Source organism: Mycobacterium arosiense ATCC BAA-1401 = DSM 45069 (assembly GCF_002086125.1).
Taxonomy (GTDB): Bacteria; Actinomycetota; Actinomycetes; order Mycobacteriales; family Mycobacteriaceae; genus Mycobacterium; species Mycobacterium arosiense.
This window is the reverse complement of the sequence record NZ_MVHG01000156.1, coordinates 1-4,112: the sequence shown is the minus strand read 5'-3', so window position 1 is coordinate 4,112 and position 4,112 is coordinate 1. Positions and strand designations below refer to the sequence as shown.

Sequence of the window (4,112 nt, the reverse complement as noted above, 5' to 3'; positions counted from 1 at the left end):
ATTTTGGCGGTGTTCAAAGCGGGAGCGACGTATTTGCCGATCGACCCCGCGCTGCCGGCGGCGCGCATCGAATTCATAATCGGCGACGCTCAGCCGATCGTTGCGATCACCACCGCCACGCTGCGCCCCCGGCTGAACGAAAGCGAAGTGACGGTCATCGAGGTCGACGATCCCCGAATCGCCACGCAACCCAGCACGGCGTTGCCGGGGCCGGATCCCGGCGATATCGCTTACCTGATTTACACCTCGGGCACCACCGGCGTGCCCAAGGGCGTGGCCGTCACCCACCGCAACGTGATCCAGCTGATGAACTCACTGGACACCTGGACGGCGTCGAATCAGGTTTGGGCTCAATGGCATTCGCTGGCGTTCGATGCCTCAGTCGAGGAGATCTGGGGTGCGCTGCTACAAGGTGGGCGGTTGGTGGTGGTCCCCGAATCGGTGGCCGACTCACCGGAAGACTTCCACGCCTTAATGCTTGCTGAGCGGGTCAGCGTTTTGAGCCAAACCCCTTCTGCGGTGGCTGCACTGCGCGCGGAGGGGCTGGACGGGGTGTCGTTGCTGGTGGCCGGTGAGGCGTGCCCGGCCGAGGTGGTCGATCGGTGGGCGCCGGGTCGGGTCATGGTCAACGCTTACGGCCCGACCGAGACCACGGTGTGCGCGTCCAGAACTGCGCCATTGACGGTCGGGGCGGGGGCGCCGCCAATCGGTGCGCCGGTGCCCACCGCGGCGTTGTTCGTGTTGGACGGATGGCTGCGCCCGGTGCCGCTCGGGATGGTCGGTGAATTGTATGTGGCCGGCTGCGGCGTCGCGGTCGGGTATTTGCAGCGAAGTCCTTTAACGGCTGCGCGATTCGTGGCGTGCCCGTTCGGCGGTCCGGGGTCGAGGATGTATCGCACCGGGGACGTGGTGCGCTGGGGTCGCGACGGGCAACTGCACTACCTCGGGCGCGCCGACGAGCAGGTCAAGATCCGCGGCTATCGCATCGAACTCGGCGAAATCCACGCTGCCCTAAGCGCACTCGACGGCGTCGACCAAGCAGCGGTCATCGCCCGCGAAGATCGCCCGGGCGACAAGCGCCTGGTCGGCTACATCACCGGCACCGCGGACCCGGCCGAGGCGCGCGCCGCGCTGGCCGACCGGCTACCGACCTACATGGTCCCGGCCGCGGTAGTAGTGCTCGGCGCCCTCCCACTCACCCCTAACGGCAAACTCGACACCCGCGCCCTGCCCGCTCCCGAATACACCGGGAGCGGTTATCACGCCCCGGGTGATCCGGTGGAGGAGATCCTGGTTGATATCTACGCCAATGTGCTGGGTGTGCGGCGGGTCGGCATCGACGACTCGTTCTTCGATTTGGGCGGGGATTCGCTGTCGGCGATGCGCCTGATCGCCGCGATCAACGCCGGCCTGGACGCCGATCTTTCGGTGCGTACCGTGTTCGACGCGCCAACCGTGGCTCAGCTGGTCCCGCGTATCGGTATCGGCGGAGGCGGGTCAGAGCCGTTGGTGGCCGGGCCCCGTCCGCAGGACGTGCCGTTGTCGTTTGCCCAATCCCGGTTGTGGTTCCTGGATCAACTGCAAGGCCCCTCTCCCGTCTACAACATCGCGGTGGCGCTGCGGTTGGACGGGAACCTCGATACCGAGGCGTTGAGCGCCGCATTAGGCGACGTGGTGGGCCGCCACGAGAGCCTGCGCACCCTGATCGTCGCCCCTGAGGGGATTCCTCGGCAGCTGGTGCTCCCGGTCGAGCGCGTCGAAATCGATTGGCGAATCGTTGACGCCGGCAGCTGGGCGCCCGCCCGCCTGGACGATGCTTTGCAGGACGCGGTGCGGCATCCCTTCGATCTGACAACCGAGATCCCTTTGCGGGCAACCCTTTTCCGTCTCGCCGAGGATGAACACGTACTGGTGGCGGTGGTCCACCACATCGCCGCCGACGGCTGGTCGATAACACCGCTGGCACGCGATCTGGGGGTGGCCTATGCGGCCCGGTGCAGCGGGCGAGCCCCGCAATGGCCGCCCTTGCCAGTTCAGTACGTCGATTACACGCTGTGGCAGCGGGCCCAATTCGGAGATCTGGCCGATGGCCACAGCCGCATCGGTGCGCAGCTGGCCAGTTGGGAGCGGGAGCTGGCCGGGCTACCCGAGCGGCTGCAGTTGCCCACCGATCGGCCCTATCCGCTGGTGGCGGATCAGCACGGCGCCAGCGTGGCGCTGGAGTGGCCCGCAGCGGTGCAGCAGCGGGTAGCCGCGTTGGCCGCCCAGCACAACGCCACCAATTTCATGGTGGTGCAGGCCGCTTTGGCGGTGCTGCTCGTCAAGCTCAGCGGCAGTTTCGATGTCGCAGTGGGGTTTCCGATCGCGGGGCGGCGTGATCCCACGCTCGACGAGTTGGTGGGATTCTTCGTCAACACCCTGGTGCTGCGCGTCGATCTGACCGGTGATCCCACCGTGGCCGAGGTGCTGACCCAGGTGCGAGCCCGCAGCCTGGCCGCCTACGAAAACCAAGACGTGCCCTTCGAAGTCCTTGTGGAGCGGTTGAATCCGACGCGCAACCTGACCCACCACCCACTCGTGCAGGTCGTGTTGGCCTGGCAGAACTTCGCCGGGGACCCGGCCGCCGAGCTGAGCTTGGGTGATCTCGAGGTCACCTCGTTGCCGGTGAGCACCCAGACCGCACGCATGGACCTGACGCTCTCACTGGCCGAACGCTGGACCCGGGAAGGTGCGCCCGCCGGAATAAGCGGAGCGGTCGAGTTCCGCACCGATGTCTTCGACCCCGACACCATCGAGGCGTTCATCGCACGGTGGCAGCGGGTGTTGATGGCCATGACGGCCGACGCCAACCGCACGTTGTCATCGATTGATTTGCTCGACGAGCCCGAGCAGGCCCGGCTGGCGGAGCTGGGTAACCGGGCGGTGTTGACCCGGGCGGCCGTCCCGACGCCGTCCATACCGATGTTGTTCGCCGAGCAGGTGGCTCGCGCACCCGGGGCGGTGGCGCTCACCGCCGATGGCCAGTCGATGACCTACCGCGAGCTTGATCAGGCGTCGAACCGGTTGGCGCATTTGTTGGCGGACCACGCCGTGGGCCCGGGTCGGTGTGTGGCGCTGCTGATGTCCCGCTCGGCCGAGGCGATCGTGGCGATCCTGGCCGTGCTCAAGACCGGGGCCGCCTACCTGGCGATCGACGCTGCAGTCCCCACCGCCCGGCTACGGTTCGTGCTCAGCGACGCCGCGCCGGCGGCGGTGCTCACTACCGCCGAGCTGTCGGGGCGGCTCGACGGGTTTGACGTGCCGGTCATCCAGGCCGACGATCCCCGCATTCCCACCTACCCCAGCGCTGCCCTGCCGGCACCGGCCCCGGACAACCTCGCTTACCTGATCTACACCTCGGGTACCACCGGTGTGCCCAAAGGCGTTGCCATCACTCACCACAACGTGGTCCAGCTGCTGGGTTCACTGGACGCCGGGCTGCCCGCGCCGGGCGTATGGACCCACGCCCACTCGCTGGCCTTTGACGTCTCGGTGTGGGAAATCTTGGCGCCGCTGCTACGCGGGGGCCGACTGGTGGTGGTCGACGAGACGGTGGCCGCCTCCCCGCCAGAACTGCACCAACTGCTGCTCGATGAACGCATCAGCGTGTTGACCCAAACCCCCTCGGCCGCAGCGATGCTGTCCCCCCACGGGCTAGAAGCCACCACACTGGTCACCGTCGGAGAAGCTTGCCCCCTCGAAGTCGTCCACCAGTGGGCATCCGGGCGGGTGATGGTCAACGCCTACGGCCCCACCGAAACCACCATGTGCGTGGCCATCAGCGCCCCCCTGAACACCGCCGCCCCGGTGGTGCCGATCGGCGCCCCGGTTCCCGGGGCCACGTTGCACGTCCTCGACCGCTGGCTACGTCCGGTCCCGATCGGGGTGATCGGCGAGCTCTACATCGCCGGGGCCGGGGTCGCGGTGGGCTATCTGGGTCGGCCCGCACTGAGCGCTACCCGCTTCATCGCCAACCCCTACGGCCCCCCTGCAACCCGGATGTATCGCAGCGGGGATTTGGTGCGTTGGGGTCGTGATGGGCAGTTGCAGTATCTGGGGCGTGCCGATGAGCA

1 protein-coding gene is annotated in these 4,112 nt (G+C 67.6%); it reads left to right on the top strand.

Features of this window, described 5'->3' with window-relative positions:
• A partial coding sequence (locus tag BST14_RS27505) for a non-ribosomal peptide synthetase (protein WP_142279654.1) occupies window positions 1-4,112 on the top strand: 4,112 nt, incomplete at both ends.